The organism is Streptomyces puniciscabiei (genome assembly GCF_006715785.1).
In the GTDB taxonomy this organism is placed as follows: Bacteria; Actinomycetota; Actinomycetes; order Streptomycetales; family Streptomycetaceae; genus Streptomyces; species Streptomyces puniciscabiei.
The window spans coordinates 686,672-712,274 of the sequence record NZ_VFNX01000002.1; the positions used below are offsets into that span (position 1 = coordinate 686,672).

The window sequence follows — 25,603 nt, forward strand, 5'->3', positions numbered from 1 at the left end:
TACGGCGATGAGCGACGGCGACGAGGTCCGCGGACATCAGCTGTACGGCCCGCAGCCGGACGTGGCCGGGGCCTCCGGCTGGCCGGACGCCCCGCCGAGGATGGGCTTCTTCACCGACACCTCGGTGTGCATCGGCTGCAAGGCGTGCGAGGTGGCGTGCAAGGAGTGGAACGCCATCCCGGAGGACGGTCTGGTGTGGACGGGCATGTCGTACGACAACACCCAGGGCCTGGGCGCCGACACCTGGCGGCATGTGGCCTTCATCGAGCAGCGGGGGCCGTTCGGCGGGCAGCAGCCCGGGGTCGCGCACGACGACGTCGACGTGTTCGCCGCGGCGGCCCGCCTCGGCACCGATGCCCACTCCCCCCGCGCGGAGGCCACCGCTCCCCCGCCCGGGCAGGCCCCCGAGGGCGCGGCCGCCGGGCAGATCTCACCCCTCGCCCCGGACGGCCGCACCGAACTGCGCTGGCTGATGGCCTCCGACGTGTGCAAACACTGCACGCACGCCGCCTGTCTGGACGTGTGCCCCACCGGCGCGCTGTTCCGCACCGAGTTCGGCACGGTGGTCGTCCAGGAGGACGTCTGCAACGGCTGCGGCTACTGCGTGCCCGCGTGCCCCTACGGCGTCATCGACCAGCGCGAGGACGACGGCCGGGTCTGGAAGTGCACGCTCTGCTACGACCGGCTCGGCGTGGGCATGGAACCCGCCTGCGCCAAGTCCTGCCCCACGGAGTCCATCCAGTTCGGCCCGCTCCAGGAGCTGCGGGAGCGGGCGCGGGCCAGGGTGGCGCAGCTGCACGCGGCCGGCGTGACCGAGGCGCAGCTGTACGGCGAGAGCCCGGACGACGGGGTCGGCGGCGACGGCGCGTTCTTCCTGCTGCTGGACGAACCGGAGGTCTACGGCCTGCCGCCCGACCCGGTGGTCACCACCAGGGACCTGCCCGACATGTGGCGGCACGCGGCGCTGGCCGCCGTCTCGCTGGTGGCCCTGGCCCTGGGCAGCTTCGCGAGGAGGCCGCGATGAGCGACCCGGACGCCACCCGGGACGGCGTGTGGGGCGAGCGGCCCGGCAGGCAGGCGCCGAGCGATGCCGGCGCGGGACGCCGCCGGCACCGGCGCGGACGGGGCGAGCAGCCGATGGTTCCGGACGCCGCGTTCTCGTCGTACTACGGCAAACCCGTGCTGAACAAGCCGACGTGGAAGCCCCTGGACATCGCCGGATACCTGTATCTGGGCGGGCTGGCCGGGGCGTCCTCGCTGCTCGCGGCCGGGGGCCAGGTCACCGGGCGGCCGGGACTCGCGGCTCCCGCGAAGCTGGCGGCCGCCGGGGCCATCTCCCTGTCGCTGGCGGCGCTCGTCCATGACCTGGGCAGGCCGGCCCGGTTCCTGAACATGCTGCGCGTCCTCAAGCCCACGTCGCCCATGAGCCTGGGCTCGTGGCTGCTGGCGGGGTACGCGCCGCTGACGCTGACCGCGGCGGCGACGGAGGTGGCGGGCCGGTACCGGTTGCTGGGCTCGACCGCCACCGCCGCCTCCGCCGTCCTCGGCCCGGCCGTCGCGACGTACACGGCGGTGCTGCTCTCGGACACGGCGGTGCCGTCCTGGCACGAGGGCTACCGTGAGCTGCCGTTCGTCTTCGCGGGGTCCGCCGCCACCGCGGCCTCGGGCCTGGCGCTGGCCGCGGCCCCGGCCGCTCAGGCGGGGCCGGCCCGCCGGCTGGCCGTGCTCGGGGCGGCTCTGGAACTGGGCGCGTTCCAGGCGATGAAGCGGCGCATGGGCCTGACCGCGGAGCCCTTCGAACGGGGCAGGCCGCACCTGCTGCTGCGCGCGGCGGAGGCACTGACAGCGGGCGGCGCGGCCCTCGCCGTGTGCTGCGGGCGGGACCGGCGGCTGGCGCTGGCGGCCGGAGCCGCGCTGCTCACCGGCTCGGCGGCCCTGCGCTTCGGCGTGTTCCACGCCGGGGTGGCCTCCGCGGAGGACCCGAAGTACACCGTCGTACCGCAGCGGGAGCGGCTGGCCGGGCGCGACGGCTGAGCCACGGCAGCGCCGGTCGTCCGGGGCGGCGCCGGTGTTCGGGGTGGCGCCGGTGTTCGGGGTCCGGGCTCGCGGAGAGGAGCTCACCAAGTGACAGCGTCGGCGGCGGGCGGCCGGAACCCGGGTGCTCAGGAGGCCGGGTACGAGCCGGATCCGCAGCGGTGGCGGGCCCTGTGGGTCACCTTGGTGGCCGGTTTCATGAGCCTGCTGGACGTGACGATCGTGGCGGTCGCCCTGCCCACGATCCAGCGCGATCTGCACGCCTCGCCCGCGCAGGTGCAGTGGGTGGTGTCCGGGTACGCCCTCACCTTCGCCCTGGCCCTGGTCACCGCCGGGCGCCTCGGGGACGCCCTGGACCGGCGCCGCATCTTCCTGCTGGCCCTCGGCGGCTTCGTGGTCTTCAGCGCGGCCTGCGGAGCGGCTCCCGACATCACGCTGCTGGTCGTGGCCCGGCTCGCCCAGGGAATGGCGGCGGGCTTCATGGCCCCGCAGAACTCCGCACTCATCCAGCAGATGTTCCGCGGCGCCGAACGCGGCCGTGCCTTCGGCTTCTTCGGCGCCACCGTCGGCATATCGTCCGCCGCCGGGCCCGTCACCGGCGGCGCCATTCTCGCGCTGGCCTCCGGCGCCCAGGGATGGCGGTGGATCTTCTACGTCAACGTGCCCATCGGCATCCTGGCCGTCCTGCTCGGCCGCCGCCTGCTGCCCCGCACCCGCCGCTCCGGCCGGGGGCACGTGGACCTGCCCGGCGTGCTGCTCCTCGGCCTCGGCGTCCTCGCGCTGATGTATCCGCTGGTCCAGGCGGACTCCGGCGGCATCGGACGCGTGTGGTGGCTGTTCCTCGTCGGCGGGGCCGTCCTCGCCGCCTTCACCCGGCGGCAGCGGCGTCTCGTCGCCCGGGGTGCCGAGCCGCTGCTCGACCCGCGGCTGTTCACCACCGTGCGCGGATACGCCGTCGGCGCCGGGGTCGGCACGCTGTACTTCATCGGGTTCAGCGGCGTGTGGCTGGTCTTCGCCCTCTTCTACCAGCACGGTCTGGGCTTCTCGCCGCTTCGGTCCGGGCTCGCCGTGACTCCCTTCGCGCTGGGCTCGGCCGGCGCGTCCGTGGTCGCCGGCCGGCTCGTGGACCGCTTCGGCCGCCTGCTCACCGTGTGCGGCCTGACGGGCGTGATCGCCGGTCTGGGCGGAACGGCTCTGCTGCTCGGTTTCGCTCCCCTCGGCCTCGCGCCCTGGGTGGCCGCTCCGGTGCTGTTCCTCGGCGGTGCCGGCAGCGGCTGCGTGGTCTCGCCGAACATCACCATGACGCTGCGGGACGTGCCCGTGCGCATGGCCGGTGCGGCGGGCGGCGCCCTGCAGACCGGTCAGCGGCTCGGCGCCGCGGTCGGCACCGCCGCCCTGCCCGGCTTCTTCTACCTGGTGCTCGGCAGGAGTCACGACTACCGCGGCGCCCTCGTCACCGCGCTGGGCGCCGCCCTCGTCGGCATGGTGGCATCGCTCGCGCTCGCGACGTCGGACTGGCGTCGCGACCGGCGTCTGCGTCCCGCGCACCGCAGGTGTCCGGACGAGGTCGCCAACAGCCCCGTGCACGCCCGGCAGACCTGACCGGGGCCCCGGCCGGAAGACAACCGCGGTGGCCGATCCGACCTGGTCCTCCCCGAGCCCGCGACGCACCGCTGCGGCACGCGGCCGTGAGCCGCCGAAGCCCGGTCGGGCGGAGTGCCTCGCAGGCCGAGGGTGACCGCGGTGCCCGATGCCCCGACCGCCCCTCGGCCGACCGCCGTTCCCCCGCCGGTCCCGGCCTCGATGCCCTCTGGACGGCGGTCTCGCTCACGCGACGCCGAGCCGCGCGGCGAGGTCCGGCAGGGCGGTGACGGTCAGGTCGGCCGGCAGTGCCGTCGAGGGGTAGGGGCGAGCGGTACGGCACAGCCAGGCGGTGGCCAGGCCCGCGCGGGCGGCGCCGTCGAGGTCCCAGGGGTGCACCGAGACCAGCAGTGCCGCGCCGGCCGGCACTTCCATGGCGTCCAGTGCGTGGGCGTAGGCCTCCCGCGCGGGCTTCCAGCGGCCCGGCCCCGCCACGTCCAGGTGCCTCTCGAAGCAGTCGGTCAGTCGGGCCCGGCCGAGCACGGCGCGGGTGGTGTCGGCGGAGCCGTTCGTCAGGGTGGCCAGCCGGTACCCGGCGGCGCGCAGGGCCTCCACCCCGGCGGGCACGTCCGGATGCAGGGGCAGCTCGGGCAGTCCGGCGAGCACGTGCGCCGCGGCCCGTTCCGGGTCGGTGGCGCCCCCTGTGGCGGCCGCCAGGGTCCGCAGTCCGTCCCCGGCGACGGCGGCGAAGGACGCGTGACCCCCGGCGAGGGTCAGCGCCACGCCGTCGCGCAGCACCCCGGCGAACCAGGCGGACAGCAGATGGCCGGGCAGGCCGACCTGCTCCAGACGGCCGGCGAGCGGGGTCATGTCGGTGAGTGTCTCGTTGACGTCGAACACCAAGACCCGGGGTCGGTCACCGCGCAAGGGGGTCACCTCTCGGCGCGGGCAGGGCGACTCCCCGCGCCTCCCGCTCCCGCTCCGCCCGAAACCCCGAATCCTCGCGAGCCTCCCGCTCCTCCCGGTTCACCCAGGACCAGGTGACGGCCGCCGCGGCGATGCCGATGGGCAGCATGCCGACGATCATGGCGAGGCCCTGTGCCGAGTGCCCCGCGGCGACGACCCGCTCGGGCCGGTCGGAGGCCGCGGATCGCCGCCGCAGGAGGACCCGGGCGACCACCCCGAGGATCACCAGGGACACGCAGCCCGCGACGATGGACTCCAGCGTGAAGACGTTCCCGAAGATGTGACGCTGCCTCACCGCGCCGCCGCCTCGGCCCCGGCGCCCCCGACGCTCATGCGATCACTCCCGTCACCTCGTTCGGGACCGAGACCACCGGACATTACGGGCACCCGATACGGTCCGTGCGCCGACACACCGCTGCGGCGGAGTCCCCCGGATCCGCCCCCTCGCACCTTCCGGGTCCGTTTGGCCGCGCCCGGCCGGGGTACTCCGCCGCTCGCCAGGGTGAGGGATGCCCTGGCCGCGCGCATCCTGGAGAAGAGTGCCCCGAGCGGGAGGAGTGGCCGTGGGCGTACGCACCTGGATCGACTCCTGGCCGGTGTACCGCCAGCTGACCGGCACCGATCCGCTGGGCCGGGGCGCCGCGGCGAAGAGCGGGCCCAGCGAGCGCCTACAGCCCCGGGTGGCCACGGCGGACCGGGTGGTGAAGTCCGTCTGCCCGTACTGCGCGGTGGGCTGCGGCCAGAACGTGTACGTCCAGGACGGGAAGGTCACCCAGATCGAGGGCGACCCGGACTCCCCGATCTCCCGCGGGCGGCTGTGCCCCAAGGGCGCGGCGAGCCTGCAGCTGACCACCGGGGACGCCCGCGAGCACCACGTCCTCTACCGGCGCCCGCACGGTACCGAGTGGGAACGCCTGGACCTCGGCACCGCGATGGACATGATCGCCGACCGGGTGATCGAGGCGCGCCGGGCGGGCTGGCAGTGGGAGGTCGACGAGACCCGCACCCGGCGCACCCTCGGCATCGCGAGCCTCGGCGGGGCCACGCTCGACAACGAAGAGAACTACCTGATCAAGAAGTTGTTCACGGCGCTGGGAGCGATCCAGATCGAGAACCAGGCGCGTGTTTGACACTCCTCCACCGTTCCCGGTCTGGGAACCTCGTTCGGACGCGGCGGCGCGACCACCTTCCAGCAGGACCTGCAGAACGCGGACTGCATCGTCATCGAGGGCTCGAACATGGCCGAGTGCCATCCGGTCGGGTTCCAGTGGGTGATGGAGGCCAAGGCGCGGGGTGCGAAGGTGATCCACGTCGACCCGCGGTTCACCCGTACCAGCGCGCTGGCCGACCTGCATGTGCCGCTGCGCGCGGGCACGGACATCGCCTTCCTCGGCGGCATCGTCAACTACGTGCTGGAGCACGAGAAGTACTTCCGCGACTACATCGTGGCGTACAGCAACGCCCCGGTGATCCTCCGGGAGGACTTCCGCGACACCGAGGACCTGGCGGGTGTGTTCTCCGGCCTGGACGCCCGGAACGGCTCCTACGACAACGCCAGTTGGCAGTACGAGGGCACCGAGGTCCAGGCGGCCTCCGGGGAGCGCGACCAGGAGTACGAGAAGCGTACCCGCGGCGGCAGTTCGGTGACCGAGGCGGCACGCGGCGAGGCGCACGGCTCCGGCGGCGCCGTCATCCCCGAGGGCGAGCCCGAGCGCGACGAGACGCTGACCCATCCGCGCTGTGTCTTCCAGGTGCTCAAGCGGCACTACGCCCGCTACACACCGGAGATGGTCGAGGAGGTCTGCGGGGTGCCGCGGGACCTGTTCCGGCGGGTGTGCGAGCTGGTCACCGAGAACTCCGGCCGCGACCGGACCACCGCCTTCGCCTACGCGGTCGGCTGGACCCAGCACACGGTAGGGGTGCAGTACATCCGGGCGGCCTGTGTCCTGCAGACCCTGCTCGGCAACATCGGCCGGCCGGGCGGCGGCATCCTCGCGCTGCGCGGACACGCCTCCATCCAGGGCTCCACGGACATCCCGACCCTGTTCAACCTGCTGCCGGGCTACATCCCGATGCCGCACGCCCACCAGAACCAGGACCTGGACGCCTTCGTGCAGGCCGACGCGGCCCACAAGGGCTACTGGGGCAACATGCGGTCGTACCTGGTGAGCCTGCTCAAGGCGTACTGGGGTGACGCGGCGCGGGCCGACAACGACTTCTGCTTCGACTACCTGCCACGGCTGACCGGCAGCCACTCGGCGTACGAGACGGCCATGGCCCAGCGGGAGGGCATCTGCAAGGGCTACTTCCTGTACGGCGAGAACCCGGCGGTCGGCAACGCCAACTCCAAGCTGATGCGGCTCGGCATGGCGAACCTGGACTGGCTGGTGGTCCGCGACTTCTCGCTGATCGAGTCGGCGACCTGGTGGCAGGACGGGCCCGAGATCGAGACCGGTGAGCTGCGCACCGAGGACATCCGCACCGAGGTGTTCTTCCTGCCGGCCGCCGCGCACACCGAGAAGGACGGCAGCTTCACCAACACCCAGCGGCTGCTGCAGTGGCACCACCAGGCGGTCGAACCGCCCGGCGAGGCGCGCAGCGACCTGTGGTTCACCTACCACCTGGGGCGGATCATCCGCGAGAAGCTCGCCGGGTCCGCCGACGAGATGGACCGGCCGCTGCTCGACCTCACCTGGGACTATCCGACGAAGGGCCGGCACGCCGAGCCGGACGCGGAGGCCGTCCTCGCCGAGATCAACGGCCATGACGCCGAGGGGAACCCGCTGTCCTCCTACGAGGAGCTGAAGCCGGACGGCTCGACGTCCTGCGGCTGCTGGATCTACTGCGGTGTCCGCGCCGACGGCGTCAACCAGGCCGCCCGCCGCAAGCCCGGCCGGGAGCAGGACTGGGTGGCCGCCGAATGGGCGTGGGCCTGGCCCGCCAACCGGCGGATCCTGTACAACCGCGCCTCGGCCGACCCGCGGGGCAGGCCCTGGAGCGAGCGCAAGGCGCTGGTGTGGTGGGACGCGGAGAAGGGCGAGTGGTCCGGGCACGACGTGCCCGATTTCAAGAAGGACAAGTCGCCCGGTCACCAGCCGCCCGAGGACGCGACCGGTCCGGAGGCGCTGTCCGGCACGGACCCGTTCATCATGCAGGCCGACGGCAAGGCCTGGCTGTACGTGCCGTCCGGGCTCACCGACGGCCCGCTGCCGGTCCACTACGAGCCGCAGGACTCGCCGTTCCCGAACCTGCTCTACGGCCAACAGCGCAATCCGGTACGGCAGTTGATGCCGTCGCTGCCCGACAACCGCTACCAGCCGAGCGGTGACGAGCCCGGCTCCGAGGTGTTCCCGTACGTGGCCACCACCTACCGGCTCACCGAGCACCACACGGCGGGCGGCATGTCCCGCTGGCAGCCGTATCTGGCCGAGCTGCAACCGGAGTTCTTCTGCGAGGTCTCCCCGGAGCTGGCGGCCGAGCGGGGCCTGGAACACGCCGGGTGGGCGACGATCGTCAGCGCTCGCGGGGTGATCGAGGCGCGGGTGCTGGTGACGGACCGCATGGCCCCGCTGAGGGTGCACGGGCGCCCGCTGCACCAGGTGGGGCTGCCGTACCACTGGGGTCCCAACGGCTACAGCACCGGGGACGCGGCCAACGAGCTGCTGCACCTGTCACTGGATCCGAACGTCCACATCCAGGAGTCGAAGGCGTTCGCCGCGGACATCCGCCCGGGCCGGCGACCGCGCGGTCCGGCCTCGGTGGAGCTGGTGCGGGCGTACCGGGCCCGGGCGGGCATCGACGAGCACACGGGCACCGAACCCTAAGCCCTACCTGAGCACGATCGAGCGGGCTCCGCGCGGCACCAGTTCTCCCACCACCGGCGCCCCGGGCACCTCGCCGGCGACCAGCAGGCCGCCGGAGGTCTGGGCGTCGGCCAGCAGCAGCCGGGTGTCGGCGTCGGAGCCGCCGAAGTCGGTGTGCGGGGCGACCCATGCGAGGTTGCGCCGGGTGCCGCCGCTGACGTACCCGTCGCGGACGGCCTCCCGGGCCCCGTCCAGGTACGGGACGGCGGCGGTGTCGATCACGGCGGTCACTCCGGAGGCCCGTGCCAGCTTGTGCAGATGGCCGAGGAGGCCGAACCCGGTCACGTCGGTGGCGCAGGTGGCGCCGGCCGCGAGGGCGGCTGCGGCGGCGTCCCGGTTGAGCGCCGTCATGGTGGCGATCGCCTGCTCGAACCGCTCGCCGGTGGCCTTGTGCCGGTTGTTGAGCACCCCCACGCCGAGCGGCTTGGTCAGGCAGAGCGGCTGCCCCGGCCGGCCGGCGTCGTTGCGCAGGAGCCGTTCGGGGTCCGCGAGGCCGGTGACGGCCATGCCGTACTTGGGTTCCGGGTCGTCGACGCTGTGCCCGCCGCCGACATGGCAGCCGGCCTCGGTGGCGATGTCCAGGCCACCGCGCAGCACCTCGCGGGCCAGCTCGAAGGGGAGCCGGTCGCGCGGCCATGCCAGCAGGTTCACGGCGAGCACCGGCCGGCCGCCCATGGCGTACACGTCGGACAGCGCGTTGGCGGCGGCGATGCGTCCCCAGTCGTAGGGGTCGTCCACGACGGGGGTGAAGAAGTCGGCGGTGCAGACGACCGCGGTCCCCCCGTGCCTGACCACGGCGGCGTCGTCACCGGTGGCGAGGCCGACGAGCAGCGGCGTGTCGCCCCCGGCGAGCCGGGGCACGCTCAGCCCTGCCACCACCTCCTCCAGCTCTCCCGGCGGGATCTTGCAGGCGCAGCCGCCGCCGTGCGCGTACTGGGTGAGCCGGACGGGCGCCGGGTGGACCGGTGGGGATGTCGATGTCATGGCGGCGGTCTCCTGGGGCAGTAGCCTGACGAGCGGTGGAGGCGTGTGGGTGCCTGGTGGCCCTCCCGGTCTTCAAAACCGAGGGGCCCGAGGATCTCGGGCCGGCGGGTTCGATTCCCGTCCGCCTCCGTTCACCGCGTCCGCGCGGCAGCGGCGGCGCCGGTCGTCGACGCGCTCGGTGTGCCCCCGGGCGTCCAGGAACTCCAGCAGCGGTACGGCGACCCGCCGGGTGGTGCCGAGCGCACGCCGGGCCTCTTGAACCGTGAAGGGCTGGGGCAGGGTGCGCAGCACGGCGGCGGCCGCGGTGTCGGCGCCGGGCAGCAGCACGATGCCGTCGGCGATCCGCAGCAGCGCACCGGCCGTGACGGCCGCGGCCAACGCCCTGCGGTCCAGGCCGAGTTGGGCGAGCCGGCCGGCCTCGGGGGCACAGAAGGGCGCACCGGCGAGGTCCTCGCGCACGGCGTCCACGGCGGCTCGGACGGGCGGGGGCAGGGCGGGGCGCCGGCCGTCGGAGGCGTACAACCGCCCTTGCCCGCTGCGGAGTCGGGGCGTGGCGTCGGCCAGGGCGTCGACGAGGGCCCGGTCGGGCAGGCCCAGCAGCCGGCGGGCCGCCTCGCCGGGCAGACCCGGGTCCAGCGGGTGTTCCCTCGCATACCGCTCGACCTCGCCGGCCAGCCGCTCCTTCAGGGCGATCCAGTAGGTGCCGTCCGCAAGCCAGTCGCCCGTGACGGGTTCGGTGGGAGCCGGGACGCCCATGGCCAGCAGGTCGGCGCGCCGGATCAGTCTGCGGCGGCGCAGTTCGGCGGCGCCGTCGGGGATTCCGGTCAGGTCGGCGAGTTCGGCGGCGCGGGCCCGGCCGGCGCCGCGCCGGGTCAGCCGGGGTGGCCGTACGTCGAGGACGGTGGCCGCGCAGGGCATGCGGGTGCCGCCCGGTTCGCGCAGCACCGCGCGGTCGCCGACCCGCAGCGGCAGGCCCCGGGCGAGGGTCAGCCGGGTGGTGTCCTCGCCGAGCGGGCGGACGGTGACGGGCACGGCGGCGGTGCCGATGTGCAGGGTGACGCGACGGGGCAGGTCAGCGGCCGGCTCGCCGGTGATCCGTACGTCGAGGACGTCGCTGTGCAGCCAGCGGTCCGGGGTCAGCAGCACCTGCCCCCGGCGCAGGCCGTCGGTGCCCCGGCCGTGCAGATTGACCGCCACACGGGCCACCCCGCTGACCGCCGTACGGTCCTCGTGCAGGGTCTGCAGCGCGCGCACCCGGAGCACGGCGGAGCCGTCCCCGGTGACCAGCCGGTCGCCGACGCGCAGGGTGCCCGCGCCGAGGGTGCCGGTCACCACGGTGCCGTGTCCGCGCACCGAGAAGGCCCGGTCGAGCCACAGCCGTACGTCGGCGTCGGGGTCGGGGTCGGTCAACTCGCCCGCCAGTCGCGCCAGTTCACCGCGCAGTTCGTCCAGTCCCGCACCGGTGACGGCGCTCACCGCGACCGCGGGGACCTTGCCGAGGGAGCTGCGGGCCAGCCGGTCCAGGGACTGGGCGCGTACGGCTTCGGGGTCGGCGAGGTCGCTGCGGGTCACGGCGAGGACGGCGTGCCGGACGCCGAGCGCGTCGAGGACGGCCAGGTGTTCCTCGGACTGCTGCTGCCAGCCCTGGTCGGCGGCGACCACGAACAGCACGGCGGGCACCGGTCCGACCCCGGCCAGCATGGTCGGCACGAAGCGCTCGTGTCCCGGCACGTCGACGAAGGCGAGGTGCTCCCCGTCCGGGCCGAGCCGTGTCCACACGAAGCCCAGGTCAAGGGTGAGCCCCCGGCGGCGCTCCTCCTCGTAGCGGTCGGGTTCCATGCCGGTGAGGGCCCGTACCAGGGCGGACTTGCCGTGGTCGACATGGCCGGCGGTGGCGAGCACCCTCATCACGTCCCCCGCTCCTCGGACGGCCGGGCGGAGCGCACGGCATCGGCCAGCCGTTCGTCGTCCCGCTCGGGCACCGCGCGCAGATCCAGCAGGCAGCGGCCCGCCTCCAGCCGGCCCACCACGGGGACCGGGCCGGTGCGCAGCGCGGCGGCGTACGGTTCGGGCAGGGAGAGTGCCGCGCTGGGCAGGGTGACTCCGGGGGCGCCTCCGCCGCCGACGGTGGCACAGGTGTCGACGGCCCGTACGTCGATGCCGTCGGCGGCGAGACCGCCGGCGAGCCGGTGGGCGCGGGCGCGCAGGCCGTCCGGGTCGGCGGTGAGGGCGAGGGCGGTCGGGGTGGACGGGCCGGTGAGGGTGGCCTCCAGGGCGGCGAGGGTCAGCTTGTCGACGCGAAGGGCGCGGGCCAGCGGGTGCCGGGCGAGGGCGCGGACCAGGTCCCTCTCGCCCAGCAGCAGTCCGCACTGGGGGCCGCCGAGGAGCTTGTCGCCGCTGGCGGTGACGAGGGCGGCGCCCGCCCGGAGTTCGGTGTCGGCGTCGGGTTCCTCGGGCAGCGCCGGATGCGGGGCGAGCAGTCCGGAGCCGATGTCGACGACGACCGGCACACCCAGACCGGTGAGTTCCGCGGTCCCGGCGGAGCGGGTGAAGCCGGTGACACGGAAGTTGGACGGGTGCACCTTGAGCACGAACCCGGTGCCGGGGCCGATCGCGGCCGCGTAGTCGGCCGGGGCGGTGCGGTTGGTCGTGCCCACCTCGCGGAGCCGGGCACCGGTCGTGACCAGCAGGTCGGGCAGCCGGAAGCCGTCGCCGATCTCCACCATCTCGCCCCGGCTGACGACGATCTCCTTGCCGGCCGCGAGGGCGGTGGCGGCGAGCACGAGGGCGGCGGCGCCGTTGTTGACGACGTGCGCGGCCCCGGCGGACGGCACCCGCTCGTGGAGGGCTGCGAGGGCGGAGCGGCCGCGGCGGGCGCGCACCCCGCTCGCCAGGTCCAGTTCGACGTCCGTGGGTCCGGCGGCCTCCTGGACGGCCTGCCGGGCGGCGGGCGACAGCGGGGCCCGGCCGAGGTTGGTGTGCAGCAGCACGCCGGTGGCGTTGATGACCGGGCGCAGTCCGCTCGCGGTGGCGGGCAGCAGGGCCACGGCCGTCTCCGGCACCTGCTCGGGCGGGATGCCGCCCTTCCGGGCCCGTTCCTGCGCCGCGCGCACGGCGGCCTTCACCACACCGGCACCGAGCCGGTCCACCGCCGCCGACAGCCGGGGATCGCGCAGCAGGTCGTCGGTGCGCGGGATGCGGCGGCGGGCGTCGGCGCCGTCCGGGGACCGCACGGCGGGGTCCGTCGGCCGTACGCATGGCTGTGAAGGTCGTGCGGCCGTGTTCTCGCAGCCTTCCGCAGGGCCGGCCAGGGGCCGGGCCGCCCCGGTCCGCTGCTGCGCCGCGTTCGCCGTCCGCCGCTCCATGCCGCGCCTGTCCCTCCGGTCCGGCCCGGGCCCGCCCGGGCTCCCCCATCGTCCCCCAGTGCCCCGGACCGGCCGTTCGACACGCCGGGAGAGTGTTGGCGCGGGCCACGGCCCGGGTACTCGGCGCCGCATGAAGGACAAGGACCACATGCACGACAAAGGCCGTCCGCACGGCGAGGACCGCGGCCGGCAGGACGAGAGCGCGTCGGCCGCCGAGCGGGCCGCACGCCGGCAGCGCGAGAGGGACCGCGAGCGCGCCTCGGCCGAGCCGTTCGACTACCCCTATCAGGAGCGCCGGGCCGGGGTCAGGGCGCGGCGTCATGTGAGCGAGGCAGAGGCCGCCGCGGACATGCCGCCGGGCATCCCGGGCGGTTACGGCACGACCGGCGGCGGCCAGTCCGGCGCCACCGGCACCGCGCACCCGCCGACTCCCACTCCCCGGGACGTCAGGTCGCGCAAGGGCTCCGCCGAGCCGGGCGGGGACGACGAGGGTCCGGTGAACCGGTCCGGCCGGTGACACGGGACGCCATCACGGGGGTGCGGTCGGCCAGGGCCGGTCGTCCGTGCCATGGGTGTCCTCGGTGTGCGGCTGTTCCCGGGGCGGTGGGGCCTCGCCCGCGGTCAGGTGTTCCAGGACCTCGACCAGTTCCTGGCAGGCCCTCTCCACCGAGCTGCGGGTGTTGCGCTGCTCGGTGATCAGGGCGGACAGCAGGAGCGCGGTCAGGGCCATCGCGCCGTTGAACGCCTGGAGCTTCGCCATGATCTCGATCCGGCTCAGCCCCTCGAAGGCCCCGGCACGGTCCGTCGCCGCGACCGTGGCCAGCACGGACGTCAGCAGGGCGCACAGCACGCTGCCCACCAGCTGGAAACGCAGGGCGGCCCAGATGAGCAATGGGTAGACGAGGTAGAGCACGCTGATCGTGCTGTAGATGGCCACGGGCACGACAGCGCAGGTGACGACGGCCAGCGCGGTCGCCTCCCGCCAGCGGCCCAGGGGCGGCGGCCAGCACGCGCGGTGGAGCAACAGCAGCAGCGGGGTGACGAGCAGCACCCCCATGACATCGCCCACCCACCAGGCCAGCCAGACGGGCCAGAAGCTGTCCGGGTTCAGCTTGTCCAGGAGGACGAGGAGGCCGACGCCGATGGTCGAGCTGATCAGCATGGCGGTCAGCGCGGCCAGGAACACCAGGGCGACACCGTCCCTGAGCCGGCCGAGATCGGTGTGGAAGCGGGCCCGGCGCAGCAGGAGTGCCGCGCACACCGGGGCGCCGGTCTGGCCGACCAGGGTGACGAGCACGTCGGGGCCGGGGGTGCTGATGGCCATCACAGCGAAGAAGGCGCCGATCGTGATGCCGGGCCAGCAGCCCAGGCCGAGGATCAGCAGGGCGGCGACGGCGACGCCGGTCGGCGGCCAGACGGGGCTGACGACGGCGCCCTCGACGGAGAGTTCGCGCAGGAGTCCGAGCCGGGCCGCGGCGTAGTAACAGGCCGCGACGGCCAGTACCTCGACGGCGTAGCGGCCGGGCCGGCGCAGATCGTCGATACCCACCACAGCAGCCATCTCACACCGGTGGCCCCGCGTCGGCGACGCGAGCGCCGGTGCGGTCCGGCCCTATGGCTGAATCAACGGGCGTTGCGCGGGGCCGTCCGGGGCGGTGGGTGCCGGATCCGCGTACCGTGTCCCGGCCGTCGTGGCCGGACCGGTGCTCATGGTGGGGGCCCGTCGAGGCCCACGACGAGGACGGCCGCGTCGTCCTCGTGGCCGACGCTCTCGGCGCACTTGATCACGGCGGCGGCCAGGGCATGGGCCTCCAGGCTCGCCACGGCGGCGATGCCGGCGAGGCGGACCACCTGCTCGAGGCCGTCCTCGACGGTGAGCGAGGGGCCCTCCACCACACCGTCGGTGAGCAGCACGAACACGCCGCCCGTGGTGAGCCGGTGCCTGCTCACCGGGAACTCCATGCCCTTGTCGATGCCGAGCGGCGGCCCGCCCTCGTCGTCGGCGACGCCCGACTTGCCGTCGGCCGTGGCCCACACGAACGGGATGTGGCCGGCCCGTGCGCTCTCCAGCACTCCGCTGGCCGGGTCGAGGCGCATGAAGGTGCAGGTGGCGAACAGGTCGCTGCCCAGCGACAGCAGCAGGTCGTTGGTGCGGGCGAGGAGTTCGCCCGGCTCGCCGGTGACGGAGGCGAGGGCGCGGAGCCCGGCCCGTACCTGGCCCATGAAGGCGGCGGCCTCGATGTTGTGCCCCTGGACGTCACCGATGGCGAGCCCGATCCGCCCGTCGGGCAGGGTGAACGCGTCGTACCAGTCACCGCCCACGTTCAGGCCGAGGTTGGCCGGCGTGTAGCGGACGGCGAGGTGCAGGCCCGGTGCGCTGGGCAGGTCACGGGGCAGCATGCCGCGCTGCAGGGCGATGGCCAGCTCGACCTGGGTGCGCTGCAGCACCGCGCGCTCTCGTGCCTGGGCGGTGAGCGAGCCGAGTCTGGCCAGCAGCTCATCGCCTTCGTCCGTGGAGCGGTTGCGGGGCATCGGTCACTTCCGACGGGGCGGTGGCCGTCGAGGACCAGCCGCCTGAATTCTCGGCAAACGTCTAGATTTTACCTATATCGGATGATCGCACCCCGCGAGCGGCCACGGTACGGCTCCCGGTCAGCGCATCTCGGAGTCTCCCGGTCAGCGCACCTCGGAGTCGATGCCGGTGATGACGGCGGATCCCAGCGATGCGCTGCGCTCGTCCAGTCCCGCGTCCCGGAGGGCGGAGCCGGCGAGCCGGTGGGCCTCCTGCTCGGCGTGCGGGCCGGTGTCCGCCTCCACGGTCAGGCGGAGGGTGAAGGTGTTGTCCTCGTTGACGCTGAGCACGTCCAGACCCTCGGCGCTGCCCATCCGGGTGCCGTGCGGATCGGTGGGCCTGAGCGCCGTGGCCAGACGGGTACGGGTGTCCGCCCCGATGTCAGCGGTGAAGGTGCCGGGGACGCTGATCACGTAGGTCGTCATGACGGTCCTTTCCTCGGGCGTCCCCCCGCCTACCCCGATTCCCGGCCTTCGCACCAGGAGCGGCAGCACGCGTCACCAGCCGGCGGAGGCTCACAGCGGGGAGTGGGCCACCACCGTCACGAAGGCGCCGAACAGCAGGGACATGACGGTGAGGCCGCCGTAGACGACCACGGCGTGGGCCGGCCGGACCCGCCACGTCCGGGTCAGCGCCCGGGCCATGGGGATGAGCAGCGGGAAGGCGGGCAGCAGGAACCGCGGCTTGGAGGAGAAGGAGCCGGAGCCGCCGACCACGAGCAGGACCAGGATCCCGGCGAAGACCACCAGGGCGAGCGGGGCGCGCTCCAGGCACAGCAGCGCGAACAGCAGCACACCGGCCGCCACGATCACCAGGGCCGCCGGGTAGACGGCACCGCCCCCGTGCAGCAGCAGGGCCTTCGTGAAGCGTGCCGAGCCGACACCGAAGTCGAAGCGGGAGTCCCAGGCGCTCTGCACCTTGAAGTAGCCGCCGAGGAGGTCTCCCGTCCGGCTGCCCACCCAGAGCACATAGCCGAGCCAGCCCAGCGGGGCCAGCATGGCGCCGGCCCACACGCCCGCCGGGGCTCGGCCGCGCTGCCGCACGACCTCGTACGCGGCCGCGATGCAGACCGCCCCCGCCACCGCGAAGCCGCTGGGCCGGGACAGGCCCGCCAGCGCGGCCAGCGCACCGGCCCACACCCAGCGCCCCTTGAGGACGCAGTACAGGGACCAGACGGCAAGGGCGGCGAACAGCGACTCGGTGTAGGCGATGGTCAGCTCGACGGAGTGCGGCATGACAGCCCACAGGGCGACCAGCGCGGTCGCGACCCCGCGCCCGTAGAGGGTGTGCCCGATGACGTACACGCCGTACGCCGCGACACCCGCGGCGATCCAGGAGATGAGCAGCGCGGCCTGGCCGGGGGTGAAGGGCAGGACCGTGGTCAGCGCCCTGATCAGCCCCGGGTACAGCGGGAAGAACGCCCAGTCGCTCTGGACGGCGCCCTGCGGGGTGATCCAGATCTTGTGGCCGTAGCCCTGGGCGGCGATGTGCAGGTACCAGCGGGAGTCCCAGGAGTGGGCGAGGCTCTTGACCAGCGGATGCCCCCGGACCGCGTTCGTGACGATCACCAGGATGATCCCGGCGACCCGCACGGCCGCGAACAGGGCGAGGGCCGGGAGCGCCCCCTCGGGGATGCCACGCCGGGCGATCCGGGGCAGGGTCGGGGGACGCAGGGGCCGGGACGGGGCGGCCGACTCGGGCCGCGGTACTGAGGAGGTGCTCACTCTCTTGACCTTGGGCACGCCAGGTAAGACGGGCAAACTGCGACCCGGGTTTCTTACACTCTTCCACCCTGATTCAGGAATCGGTCAAGGAATGGGTACAAATCCCTTACTTGGCACCCCCCGAAGGAGCACTTGAGAGGTGTGGTTAGCATATGAGCGCTCCCTAGCTCGAAAGATGGATCCGTGACTGTCAACGACGACTCGTTCACCAACTGGAAGATCCGCGAGGAGATCGCGGAGTCGATGATCCCGCTCATCGGGAAGCTGCACCGCGAGCGGGACGTGACCGTCCTGCTGCACAGCCGCTCCTTGGTGAACAAGTCGGTGGTCAGCATCCTCAAGTCCCACCGCTTCGCCCGGCAGATCGACGGCGCGGAGCTGTCGGTCACCGAGACCATGCCGTTCCTCGAGGCCCTGACCACCCTCGACCTCGGGCCCTCCCAGATCGACCTCGGCATGCTGGCCACCACCTACAAGGCCGACGACCGCGGTCTGAGCGTGGCGGAGTTCACCGCCGAGGCCGTCGCCGGCGCCACCGGCGCCAACAAGATCGAGCGCCGTGAGCCGCGCGACGTCGTCCTGTACGGCTTCGGCCGCATCGGCCGGCTGGTCGCCCGCCTGCTGATCGAGAAGTCCGGCTCCGGCAACGGCCTGCGCCTGCGCGCCATCGTGGTGCGCGGCGGCGGCGCCCAGGACATCGTCAAGCGCGCCTCGCTGCTGCGCCGCGACTCCATCCACGGCCAGTTCCAGGGCACGATCACCGTCGACGAGGACACCAGCACGATCGTCGCCAACGGCAACGCCATCAAGGTGATCTACGCCGACGACCCGTCGGCCGTGGACTACACGGAGTACGGCATCCGGGACGCCATCCTCATCGACAACACCGGCAAGTGGCGCGACCGCGAGGGCCTGTCCAAGCACCTGCGCCCCGGCATCGAGAAGGTCGTGCTGACCGCGCCGGGCAAGGGCGACGTGCCCAACATCGTGCACGGGGTCAACCACGACACCATCAAGCCGGACGAGCAGATCCTGTCGTGCGCCTCCTGCACCACCAACGCCATCGTCCCGCCGCTGAAGGCGATGGACGACGAGTACGGCGTGCTGCGCGGCCACGTGGAGACCGTCCACTCGTTCACCAACGACCAGAACCTGCTGGACAATTACCACAAGTCCGAGCGCCGTGGCCGCTCCGCGCCGCTCAACATGGTGATCACCGAGACCGGTGCCGCCTCCGCCGTCGCCAAGGCGCTGCCGGACCTCAAGGCGAAGATCAGCGGCAGCTCGATCCGCGTCCCCGTGCCGGACGTTTCTATCGCAATTCTCAACCTGCAGCTGGCCCGCGAGACCACCCGTGAGGAGGTCCACGACTACCTGCGCGAGGTCTCCCTGACCTCGCCGCTCAAGCGCCAGATCGACTTCATCACGGCGCCCGACGCGGTCTCCAGCGACTTCATCGGCTCGCGCCACGCCTCGATCGTGGACGCCGGCGCCCTGAAGGTCGACGGCGACAACGCGATCCTCTACCTCTGGTACGACAACGAGTTCGGCTACTCCTGCCAGGTCGTCCGGGTCGTCCAGCACGTCTCGGGCGTGGAGTACCCCACGTACCCCGCGACGGCGGTCTGATCCCTCTCGCCGGCACGCGTACGGCCGCCGACCGGGGTTCCGGTCGGCGGCCGTCCTGCTGGGGCGCGTGCGGTCAGGCCTTGGCGGGCCTGGCGCAGGCGCCCGCGGCACACGCGGTGAGCCACTGGTCGAAGTCGGCGTCGTAGCGGGTGCCGATGCCGTCGTGATAGACGGCGTATCCGCCGGCGTAGTCACCGACGCGGAAGCGGGCCAGCATGCGCTGGATGTCGTCGGGGTGCTGTTCGGCCATGTAGCGCACGGCGAGATAGCCCCACGGGTAGGTGCGGATCACGTCGCTGTTGTCGTAGGTGTTCTCGAACAGCGTGCTCAGCTTGTAGGTGTGCCTGCCCGCCTCCTGGATCGCCTGGTCGTCGGCGATGCCCCGGTAGCTGTAGGACACGTACTCGGCGATGCCCTCGATCCACCACACGTCCGGCACGGTCGTCTCCTGGGCGAAGTCGCCCTTCATGTCGTCGCGACCGTCGAGGAAGTGCGTGTACTCGTGGTTGAGGTTCCAGATGCGGGCGGGGAAACCGTCGTCGGAGGGCTTCTGGTACATGATCGACGTGACGTGGTTGGCCGGGTCGGACGGGTCGCCGTCCAGGGTCATGCCGCCGTTGTCGGTACTGATGCCGTAGATCGGGCCGGCGTAGGTCTGGTAGTCGGCGCGGCTGGCGAAGACCACGAGCCGGATCGTGGACACGTACTGGCCGGGTATCGCTCCGTCGGCCTTGACCAGACCGCGGAAGTACGCGCTCTGGTCCAGCACGCTGGCGCAGGCGGCGTCGAGGTCTGCGGCGGTGAGCGACTGGGCGAGGACGGAGACGTTCGCGTCGCACTGGCGGCCGACCGGCAGGACGGCCCTGGTCAGCTTGGCGGGCAGGTCGCAGACGTCGTAGTAGGCGCAGTCGGCGCTGTCGTAGGCGTTCGCCTGGGTGGCCACGGCGACCCAGAGCCCGGCCGTGGGGCCGGTCATCGCGGTCTCGTCCAGCAGCTCCCTGGTCAACGGGCGGACCGTGTCCTGCAGTTCGGGGTGCTCGACGTAACGGGCCAGGTTCATCCCGGCGTTGGAGTCCAGGAAGGCCTGATCGGTGCCGAGCAGGTCGGTGTTGGCGAGCGCGAAGTCGTGCAGGGTGTCGATGATGGCCGGGTGGGCCTCGACCGCCTTGACGTAGTCGGGGTTCCAGTTGCCGCGCCACAGCGGCGTGTAGACGTCGTTGACGGCCCTGACCATGCTGTCCACGGAGTCGTACGAGCTGTCGTAGTCGTTCAGCAGCCGCCGGTAGACGGGGAGATAGCGGCCCTGCTGGTCGGCGCTGTCGGTGAGGACGACGCTCTCGCCGAGGATGTCGCCGTTGACCGCCGTCACGTCGCGCGAGTGGGACCGGGCGAAGAAGGCGTCCAGGCCGGACGTGACGGCCGTGGTGAGGCGGGAGGTGTACGGGCCGACGTCCGCGGAGTGGTTGAACTGCACGTAGTAGCCGGCCCGCAGGAAGAGGACCAGCTGTTCCAGGCCACCGGAGTCGTCGCCGCGGTACAGCTTGGCAGTGCGGCTGTAGGCGGCCGCGACGCTGAGCATCTGGGCCTCGCGGAAGACGTCGTGCGCGTCCTTGCCGGTCACCGAAAAGAGCGTGTTGACGCAGTCGGTGGACGAGGCCTTCACGAGGGCGACGAGGGCGGAGCCGCTGCGGCTGCCGAAGTCGGCCGGGGTGCAGGAGGCCGCCGTGGCCGCCCTTCGGGCCGGACGGGGCGAGAGGGGCTGCAGAGGTGGGAGCCGGTCAGGGCTGAGCCGCCGGGCCTGGGTCGCGGGCCGCTCGGTGACGGCGGTGGTCGCGCCGGCCGGCGACGGCTCGGGCGCGTGCTGCCGGGACGCGGTGGCGGCGCGGGTGTGCGGCTGCTGCGGGGCCGCCGACACCGGCGTGGACAGCAGTCCGGCCACGGTCACGCAGACGACCGCGGCGCCGGCCACGCCTGCGGCCGTACGGGGGTGGCCGCGGCCGGGCATGCGTCTGGGCAGCGCGAAGCGATAGCGCATCTGGATTCCTCCACGAAGGGATGCGCCTCGGTGGGGTGTTGAGGCGTGTGAGGCACTGTCTCAGCGGGGCACCCGCCCCAACAATGCCGTGTGACATAGCACATGACACTGTCGGCGCATAACATCGCGGGGTGCCTTTGACCGGCCGCTACGCCCCGGTGCCGCTCCAGGTGTGCGAGGCCCACGCGCGCAGATGGGGTGCCTGCGCGACCAGGTCGCGGTAGGCGGCGTGGGCGGACTGGGACAGTGCCTCCACGGCCTCGCCGGTGACGGTGTCGGGCCGCCAGGCCAGCACATAGCGGCACCACAGCGGGGAGCCGGCCAAGGGCTTGACCACGACATGCGGGATCGGCCGCAGCGTCGGCTGTACGAGGGACACCCCGAGGCCGTCGGCGATCATGCTCTGCAGCTGGCTCTGGTCACCGAGGAACTCGTGCACGGTGACCGGTGTGAACCCGGCCGCCGCACAGGCGTCGTAGAACACCCCCGGCCAGCCGGCACCGTCGTCCGGCGTCACGAACCACGCGTCCTCGGCCAGGTCGGCGAGCTGGACCTGGGCGCACTGGCGCAGCCGGTGCCGGGAGGGCAGGGCCACGAACGTCGGCTCGGTGACGATCCCGCGGTGCCGCACCGCGCCCGAGTGGCGCAGCTCCATGCCCGGATAGTCGGCGGCGATGGCCGCGTCCACCGCGCCCTCCTCCAGCAGTTCCACGATCCGGGAGGAGGCGTAGACGCTGGTGACGGCGAGGGACACCTCCGGCAGCCGGGTGCGAACGCGGGAGACCGTCCCGGACAGCATGGGCGAGTTCGTCGCCGCCACGCGCAGGGTACGGCGGGCCCGCGACGCGGCCCGGCGATGGCCGATGGCGTCGGCGCGGGTCAGCACGTCACGGGCCTGGGCGACGACCTCCGCGCCGTAGCGGGTGGGCCGCACTCCGCTCGTGCCGCGCTCGAACAGCGGCTCGCCGAGGTGCCGCTCGATGCGCCGCAGCTGGGTGCTCACGGCGGGCTGCGAGTAGCCGAGCTGTGTCGCGGCCCGGCCCACGCTGCCGGCGTCGGCGATCGCGCACAGCACCCGCAGGTGCCGCAGCTCCAGCTCCATCGCGCCACTCCCCGTCTCCGGCCCAGGGAGATCCTTCCGCCTCGCCCGGGAAAACCAGTGCTCACAGCCATGGCCGGCCGTGGTCGCGACCGGCGGACCGAAGCGTCGCACTGCGCCGCGCCCCGCACAAGTCGCAGGTCCGCCGACCTGGGGCAGCCGGGTTTCCGGCCGGGCGGCTCCCGTGCGTCGTCCTGGGGACAGCCGTCCATGCCGGGCGGGTGCGGGGCGGCAGGCAGCGTGGCGGGCTGGGCCACTCCGCGCCGACCGTCCCGACCGTCGCGACCGTCCCTGCGCACCCGACCAGGCCCTGTCCGCCTCACCCCCCTGAATCCCCACCGGCCCAGACCACCTCAGTGCCGGCCCAGCACCTCCGCGACCCGGATGAAACCGTCCGTGCCGTGGCCGAGTCCGATGGTGCGCCGGGCCAGACCTTCCACGGCGCGCATCACGCTCGCGTCGATGCCATGGGCATCGGAGACGGCGACGACATGGGCCATGGTCGAAGCGGCGGAGGTGAGCGGGTTGATGGCCCCGGAGTAGGAGCCTTCGTCGGCGTCCTGCGCGAACTCGGCGAAGAGCGGCGGCAGGACGGCGCCGATGCCCTGCGCGAAGGGCGCGAGCTCACCGGCCGTGACGCCCTCGGCCCGGGCGATGGCCACGGCGTGGGCGTAGCCGGCCATCGCCGTCCAGAAGAGGTCGAGCAGGGCGATGTCGAAGGTGGCGGCGCGTCCGATCTCCTCGCCGAGGTGGGTGTGTGTGCCACCCAGTGCCTCCAGCACGGGCCGGTGCTCCTCGTACAGGTCCCGCGGTCCGCTGTGCAGGATGACCGCCTGGGGTGTGCCGATGCTGGGGGCGGGGGTCATGATCGCGCCGTCCAGGTAGCGGATGGCGTGGTCGGCCGCCCAGTGCGCCGTCTCGCGGGCCCGGCCCGGGGTGTCGGCGGTCAGGTTCACGACCGTACGGCCCTTGAGCACCTCGGTGACGGGCTCGGGCCGCAGAAGGGCGTCGACCGCGTCGTAGTCGACCACGCAGACCACGGTCAGGTCGCCGGCCGCCACGGCCTCCTCGGCCGATCCGGCGCCGGCCGCCCCCTGTTCGATCAGCTCCCGGTCCTTGCCCGGTGTGCGGTTCCAGACCGTGGTCCGCAGCCCCGCCCGCAGGAAGGCTCCGGCCAGCGAGCGGCCCATCGGGCCGAGACCGAGCACGGTGACGGCGGGAAGAGTCGTGGACGTGGACATGTTTCAACTCCTGTAAGCGCAAAGGAAAACGGCCCGACGGCCGAAAACGGGGAACAGAATGAGGTCGCCGATGACACGCAGCCGCGCCCAGGATCCGGACGTCTGTGGCGTGACCGCCGCGATCGCCGTGATCGACGGCAAGTGGAAGACGTCCCTGCTGTGGCTGCTGGAGTCCGGCCCGCACCGGCCCGCCGAACTGCGCCGCCGACTGCCCGGGTTGAGCGAGAAGGTGCTGACTCAGGCGCTGCGCGAGATGGAGGAGGACGGCCTGGTGCACCGGGAGGTGTACGACGTGCTGCCGCCGAAGACCGTGTACACGCTGACCGGTTTCGGCCGAGACCTGTCCGACGCCCTCGGCCCCGTGTCCGACTGGGGACACCGCCGCCTGGAGCGACTCCGCGACCGCGCAACGGCGTCCCGACACACCACCACTACACCTCCTCCCGTCCTTCCGCCCCGCCCCTGACCTCGAAACAGCCTCTCCCGACCGGGCGCGGGCTGCCAAGTACGCACAAAAAAGTGGGTATGCGCGGACGCCGCCTCCCAACGGGGGTCGGCGGCCCCGTCGCTACAGGCAGGGATACGGGTACGGGCGCCTTCACCGGCCGGCCACAGGTGACAGCCGGGCACCACTCGGGCGGAGGAGCGCGCGTCCCCGCGTCCCGTACCGCAGGGCGTTGCGCGCCGCACCCGTCCGCGGGCGCCCCGCTCCTGTCAGTAGGCCCGCGCCACCACCGCCACGTTTCCCGGCTGGTCCTCGCTCTCCGGCACCGAACCGTCCACGGCGACCAGGCACCGTACGGACAGGCCCCGCTCGGCGAGCCGGGACTCGCCGTCCGGGCCCAGCGCGGCCCAGGGGATGCGGGCCCAGCCGGTGGTGGCGGCCTCCGCGGCCCCCTCGATCGTGCTCGCGTCGGCCGTGCGGTCCTCGCGGCGCCGGCGGGACTGTTCCAGCAGCAGCGCCTGGTCGTCCTCCAGCGCCCCGGGCAGGAGTGCGGACAGCGCCTCGGCCGCGACCGGCTCCTTGGTGCCGGGGATGCGGCGGACCAGCACGGCGGTGCCGTGTGCCAGATCGCGGGGCCCCACCTCGATCCGTACCGGCACGCCCTTGAGCTCCCAGTCGACGGCGCGCCGGCCGAACGGCACGTCCGTGCGGTCGTCCACGTGGACGCGTACGCCCGCCTCCCTCAGCCGGTCGCCGATCGCGCGGACGCCCGAGAGCACCTCCTCGTCGCCCTTGACGGCGAGGACCACGGCCTGGACGGGGGCCAGCCGGGGCGGGACGCGCAGCCCGGCGTCGTCGCCGTGCGCCATCACCAGCGCGCCGACCATGCGGGTGGTGGAGCCCCAGGAGGTCTGCCACACGTAGTCCTGCCGGCCGTCCCGCGTCACGAACCGTGTGCGGAAGGCCCGGGCGAAGTTCTGGCCCAGTTCATGGCTGGTGACCATCTGGAGGGCCTTGCCGTCGCCCATCATGCTCTCCAGCGTGAGCGTGTTGACCGCCCCGGCGAAGCGTTCCCCGGCCGTCTTGCGTCCGGACACGAAGTCCATCGCGAGGACGTCACGCAGGAACGCGCCGTAGACCTCGCTCTGCACGTGTGCCGCGAAGGCGCGCGCCTCCTCGTACGTGGCGTGCGCGGTGTGCCCCTCCTGCCACAGGAACTCGGTCGTGCGCAGGAACAGGCGCGGGCGCAGCTCCCAGCGCACCACGTTGGCCCACTGGTTGATGAGCAGGGGCAGATCGCGGTAGCTCTGCACCCACTTGGCGAAGTACTCGTTGACGATCGTCTCGGAGGTGGGGCGGACCACGACGGGCTCCTCCAGCTCCTTGCCACCCGCATGGGTGACGACCGCGAGCTCGGGCGCGAAGCCCTCGACGTGCTCGGCCTCCCTCGTCAGATAGGACTCCGGGATGAACAGCGGGAAGTAGGCGTTCCGGGTGCCGGTTGCCTTGATCCGGGCGTCCATGTCCTGCTGCATCCGCTCCCACAGGCCGTACCCGTACGGTCGGATGACCATGGTGCCCCGCACCGGGCCGTTGTCGGCCAGCTCCGCCTTGGTGATCAGCTCCTGGTACCAGCGCGGGAAGTCTTCCGCCCGGGGGGTGAGAACGGGTGCCTTTGCCATGCCCGGCAGGGTAGGTCCCGGTTCCTGCCGTCTGCGAACCGATTTCGGCCCACGGCACCCCCTGACCGCCCCCTGGCCGCCCTCTTGACCCGCCTCTGCGGCGATGCCACTTTTATCGATACAAACGATCTCGGATCGGAGTACGTCCGTGCCCACCGCCACCGCGATCATCCCCAACCTGCGCCGGCCCGGCGGCTGTTCCGCCGACGAGTACCACTGGAGGGACGGCCTCGGACCGCGCGCACGGCGACCCCGTATGGCCCCACGCGTCCAGCACCAGGCCGACGGCGACGGCGTTCGGGTCACGGACCGGGGGCTCGAGCTGACCCTGCCCCCGCACTCCTTCGTGACCGTCCAGGCGCCCATGACCGTGGCGGACTGAG

The 25,603-nt window shown here is 73.1% G+C and carries 20 protein-coding genes, 1 tRNA gene and 1 pseudogene; 9 read left to right on the top strand and 13 right to left on the bottom strand.

The window, feature by feature from the left end:
- Positions 1-7 precede the first annotated feature (7 nt).
- The 3 genes from FB563_RS34085 (at position 8) to FB563_RS34095 (ending at position 3,636) form a co-directional block, all read left to right on the top strand.
- On the top strand, positions 8-1,024 hold the full coding sequence (locus FB563_RS34085; protein WP_055706019.1) for a 4Fe-4S dicluster domain-containing protein: 1,017 nt from the start codon (positions 8-10) through the stop codon (positions 1,022-1,024).
- On the top strand, positions 1,021-2,034 hold the full coding sequence (nrfD, locus tag FB563_RS34090) for an NrfD/PsrC family molybdoenzyme membrane anchor subunit (protein ID WP_199832799.1): 1,014 nt from the start codon (positions 1,021-1,023) through the stop codon (positions 2,032-2,034). The genes FB563_RS34085 and nrfD overlap by 4 nt, the downstream gene beginning before the upstream one ends.
- Before the next feature lie 90 nt (positions 2,035-2,124).
- Entirely contained in the window at positions 2,125-3,636 is a 1,512-nt protein-coding gene (locus FB563_RS34095; RefSeq protein ID WP_055706020.1) for an MFS transporter, read from the top strand.
- 225 nt (positions 3,637-3,861) lie between these two features.
- Here FB563_RS34095 and FB563_RS34100 read toward each other — a convergent pair whose 3' ends face one another.
- Positions 3,862-4,542 (bottom strand): haloacid dehalogenase type II, encoded by a 681-nt coding sequence (locus tag FB563_RS34100; protein WP_055706021.1) that lies wholly within the window; start codon positions 4,540-4,542, stop codon positions 3,862-3,864.
- Positions 4,532-4,876, bottom strand: a complete 345-nt coding sequence (locus FB563_RS34105; RefSeq protein WP_055706022.1) for a hypothetical protein — start codon at positions 4,874-4,876, stop codon at positions 4,532-4,534. The genes FB563_RS34100 and FB563_RS34105 overlap by 11 nt, the downstream gene beginning before the upstream one ends.
- Positions 4,877-5,144: 268 nt before the next feature.
- Here FB563_RS34105 and fdh point away from each other — a divergent pair, with 268 nt between their 5' ends.
- Positions 5,145-8,405 carry a formate dehydrogenase gene (fdh, locus tag FB563_RS34115; RefSeq protein WP_234357730.1) on the top strand — a complete coding sequence of 1,087 codons (3,261 nt, stop codon included), beginning with the start codon at positions 5,145-5,147 and terminating at the stop codon, positions 8,403-8,405.
- Positions 8,406-8,408: 3 nt separating this feature from the next.
- Here the strand turns inward: fdh and selD are convergent, their stop codons facing one another.
- On the bottom strand, positions 8,409-9,428 hold the full coding sequence (gene selD / locus FB563_RS34120) for a selenide, water dikinase SelD (protein ID WP_055706025.1): 1,020 nt from the start codon (positions 9,426-9,428) through the stop codon (positions 8,409-8,411).
- 37 nt (positions 9,429-9,465) lie between these two features.
- Here selD and FB563_RS34125 point away from each other — a divergent pair.
- Positions 9,466-9,558, top strand: a tRNA-Sec gene (locus FB563_RS34125).
- Between the two features lie 35 nt (positions 9,559-9,593).
- Here the strand turns inward: FB563_RS34125 and FB563_RS34130 are convergent.
- Both FB563_RS34130 and selA read right to left on the bottom strand, forming a co-directional pair.
- Positions 9,594-11,336 (bottom strand): annotated as a pseudogene (locus tag FB563_RS34130) (SelB domain-containing protein); the annotation flags it as partial.
- The gene (selA, locus tag FB563_RS34135; protein ID WP_055706026.1) at positions 11,336-12,661 is read right to left on the bottom strand and encodes an L-seryl-tRNA(Sec) selenium transferase; all 1,326 of its coding nucleotides are present in this window, start codon (positions 12,659-12,661) and stop codon (positions 11,336-11,338) included. The pseudogene FB563_RS34130 and the gene selA, both read right to left, overlap by 1 nt.
- Positions 12,662-12,923: 262 nt before the next feature.
- Between selA and FB563_RS34140 the strand changes: the two genes are divergently transcribed.
- A complete protein-coding gene (locus FB563_RS34140; protein WP_234357731.1) occupies positions 12,924-13,310 on the top strand; it encodes a hypothetical protein in 387 nt (128 codons plus the stop codon).
- A 12-nt stretch (positions 13,311-13,322) separates the two neighbouring features.
- Here FB563_RS34140 and FB563_RS34145 read toward each other — a convergent pair whose 3' ends face one another.
- From FB563_RS34145 to FB563_RS34160, 4 genes are all read right to left on the bottom strand, one after another.
- The gene (locus tag FB563_RS34145) at positions 13,323-14,345 is read right to left on the bottom strand and encodes an MASE1 domain-containing protein (protein WP_055706027.1); all 1,023 of its coding nucleotides are present in this window, start codon (positions 14,343-14,345) and stop codon (positions 13,323-13,325) included.
- A 155-nt stretch (positions 14,346-14,500) separates the two neighbouring features.
- Positions 14,501-15,325: a PP2C family protein-serine/threonine phosphatase gene (locus tag FB563_RS34150; protein WP_055706028.1), complete on the bottom strand. Its 825-nt coding sequence runs from the start codon at positions 15,323-15,325 to the stop codon at positions 14,501-14,503.
- Between the two features lie 144 nt (positions 15,326-15,469).
- Positions 15,470-15,790: a hypothetical protein gene (locus FB563_RS34155; protein WP_055706029.1), complete on the bottom strand. Its 321-nt coding sequence runs from the start codon at positions 15,788-15,790 to the stop codon at positions 15,470-15,472.
- A gap of 90 nt (positions 15,791-15,880) precedes the next feature.
- A complete protein-coding gene (locus FB563_RS34160) occupies positions 15,881-17,089 on the bottom strand; it encodes a glycosyltransferase family 39 protein (RefSeq protein WP_234357732.1) in 1,209 nt (402 codons plus the stop codon).
- A 183-nt stretch (positions 17,090-17,272) separates the two neighbouring features.
- Between FB563_RS34160 and FB563_RS34165 the strand changes: the two genes are divergently transcribed.
- Positions 17,273-18,718: a glyceraldehyde-3-phosphate dehydrogenase gene (locus FB563_RS34165; protein ID WP_055706031.1), complete on the top strand. Its 1,446-nt coding sequence runs from the start codon at positions 17,273-17,275 to the stop codon at positions 18,716-18,718.
- A gap of 73 nt (positions 18,719-18,791) precedes the next feature.
- Here FB563_RS34165 and FB563_RS34170 read toward each other — a convergent pair whose 3' ends face one another.
- The 3 genes from FB563_RS34170 to FB563_RS34180 all read right to left on the bottom strand — a co-directional run bounded on the left by FB563_RS34170 (position 18,792) and on the right by FB563_RS34180 (position 23,093).
- Complete coding sequence (locus FB563_RS34170; RefSeq protein WP_079048749.1) at positions 18,792-20,753, bottom strand: collagenase; 1,962 nt, start codon at positions 20,751-20,753, stop codon at positions 18,792-18,794.
- Positions 20,754-20,901: 148 nt separating this feature from the next.
- Positions 20,902-21,855, bottom strand: coding sequence for a LysR family transcriptional regulator (locus FB563_RS34175; protein WP_055706032.1), 954 nt, complete (start codon positions 21,853-21,855; stop codon positions 20,902-20,904).
- Positions 21,856-22,205: 350 nt separating this feature from the next.
- Positions 22,206-23,093 carry an NAD(P)-dependent oxidoreductase gene (locus tag FB563_RS34180; protein ID WP_055706033.1) on the bottom strand — a complete coding sequence of 296 codons (888 nt, stop codon included), beginning with the start codon at positions 23,091-23,093 and terminating at the stop codon, positions 22,206-22,208.
- Positions 23,094-23,163: 70 nt separating this feature from the next.
- Between FB563_RS34180 and FB563_RS34185 the strand changes: the two genes are divergently transcribed.
- On the top strand, positions 23,164-23,559 hold the full coding sequence (locus tag FB563_RS34185; protein WP_079048750.1) for a winged helix-turn-helix transcriptional regulator: 396 nt from the start codon (positions 23,164-23,166) through the stop codon (positions 23,557-23,559).
- A 248-nt stretch (positions 23,560-23,807) separates the two neighbouring features.
- Here FB563_RS34185 and proS read toward each other — a convergent pair whose 3' ends face one another.
- Positions 23,808-25,220, bottom strand: a complete 1,413-nt coding sequence (proS, locus tag FB563_RS34190) for a proline--tRNA ligase (protein WP_055706035.1) — start codon at positions 25,218-25,220, stop codon at positions 23,808-23,810.
- Between the two features lie 148 nt (positions 25,221-25,368).
- Here proS and FB563_RS34195 point away from each other — a divergent pair, with 148 nt between their 5' ends.
- Positions 25,369-25,602 carry a hypothetical protein gene (locus tag FB563_RS34195; protein ID WP_055706036.1) on the top strand — a complete coding sequence of 78 codons (234 nt, stop codon included), beginning with the start codon at positions 25,369-25,371 and terminating at the stop codon, positions 25,600-25,602.
- Position 25,603 lies beyond the last annotated feature (1 nt).

What these genes read in the sequence shown, in the direction of transcription:
- FB563_RS34085 (WP_055706019.1), top strand. Translation starts at nt 8, where the DNA reads ATGAGCGACGGCGACGAGGTCCGCGGACATCAGCTGTACGGCCCGCAG.
- nrfD (WP_199832799.1), top strand. Translation starts at nt 1,021, where the DNA reads ATGAGCGACCCGGACGCCACCCGGGACGGCGTGTGGGGCGAGCGGCCC.
- selD (WP_055706025.1), bottom strand. Translation starts at nt 9,428, where the DNA reads ATGACATCGACATCCCCACCGGTCCACCCGGCGCCCGTCCGGCTCACC.
- FB563_RS34140 (WP_234357731.1), top strand. Translation starts at nt 12,924, where the DNA reads ATGAAGGACAAGGACCACATGCACGACAAAGGCCGTCCGCACGGCGAG.
- FB563_RS34150 (WP_055706028.1), bottom strand. Translation starts at nt 15,325, where the DNA reads ATGCCCCGCAACCGCTCCACGGACGAAGGCGATGAGCTGCTGGCCAGA.
- FB563_RS34155 (WP_055706029.1), bottom strand. Translation starts at nt 15,790, where the DNA reads ATGACGACCTACGTGATCAGCGTCCCCGGCACCTTCACCGCTGACATC.
- FB563_RS34170 (WP_079048749.1), bottom strand. Translation starts at nt 20,753, where the DNA reads ATGCGCTATCGCTTCGCGCTGCCCAGACGCATGCCCGGCCGCGGCCAC.
- FB563_RS34175 (WP_055706032.1), bottom strand. Translation starts at nt 21,855, where the DNA reads ATGGAGCTGGAGCTGCGGCACCTGCGGGTGCTGTGCGCGATCGCCGAC.
- FB563_RS34180 (WP_055706033.1), bottom strand. Translation starts at nt 23,093, where the DNA reads ATGTCCACGTCCACGACTCTTCCCGCCGTCACCGTGCTCGGTCTCGGC.
- FB563_RS34185 (WP_079048750.1), top strand. Translation starts at nt 23,164, where the DNA reads ATGACACGCAGCCGCGCCCAGGATCCGGACGTCTGTGGCGTGACCGCC.
- proS (WP_055706035.1), bottom strand. Translation starts at nt 25,220, where the DNA reads ATGGCAAAGGCACCCGTTCTCACCCCCCGGGCGGAAGACTTCCCGCGC.